The sequence below is a fragment of the Actinomadura verrucosospora genome (assembly GCF_039540335.1).
GTDB classification, from domain to species: Bacteria; Actinomycetota; Actinomycetes; order Streptosporangiales; family Streptosporangiaceae; genus Spirillospora; species Spirillospora verrucosospora.
Map to the genome: position 1 here is coordinate 1 of NZ_BAABEV010000123.1, position 590 is coordinate 590.

The 590-nt window shown below is 59.5% G+C and carries 1 rRNA gene; it reads right to left on the reverse strand.

The window, feature by feature from the left end:
• Positions 1-484 precede the first annotated feature (484 nt).
• Positions 485-590, reverse strand: a 16S ribosomal RNA gene (locus ABD944_RS42235); the annotation flags it as partial.

The window sequence follows — 590 nt, forward strand, 5'->3', positions numbered from 1 at the left end:
AGGCATCCACCGTATGCCCTTAAAAACTTGAACACACAAAACGATCAGAACAAATCGCAGATAAACAACAAGAACAACCCGAAGACACACCCTCCCGAAAGAAGGGGCCTTCAAAGCGGCTCTCATCATTCACCAGAGATGCTCGCGTCCACTGTGCAGTTCTCAAAAAACAACCGGGCCCACCAAAACCACACCACCATGCGGTGATGCGGTCCTGGTCCCGTAGTCCGAGGCCACCGGGCTCGCGCCCGTTCCCTCAGGACCCAACAGCGTGTCCAACCCGCCACCCGCCCGAAACCGCCGTTCCCCCTCCAGCCGAAACCGAAGGATCCAGAGGCGGTACTTGCCGGCTCACACACGCGGTGAGCTGAGTAGCCAGTGCTCCACATCTATGAGCAGCCACCTGACAGACATTCGCTGTCAACAGCGGCCACCGACCCAGATCCCTCTCACGAGGCGACCTCGGCCAGTTGGTGCTCCTTAGAAAGGAGGTGATCCAGCCGCACCTTCCGGTACGGCTACCTTGTTACGACTTCGTCCCAATCGCCGGCCCCACCTTCGACCGCTCCCCCCACACAAGGTGGTTGGGC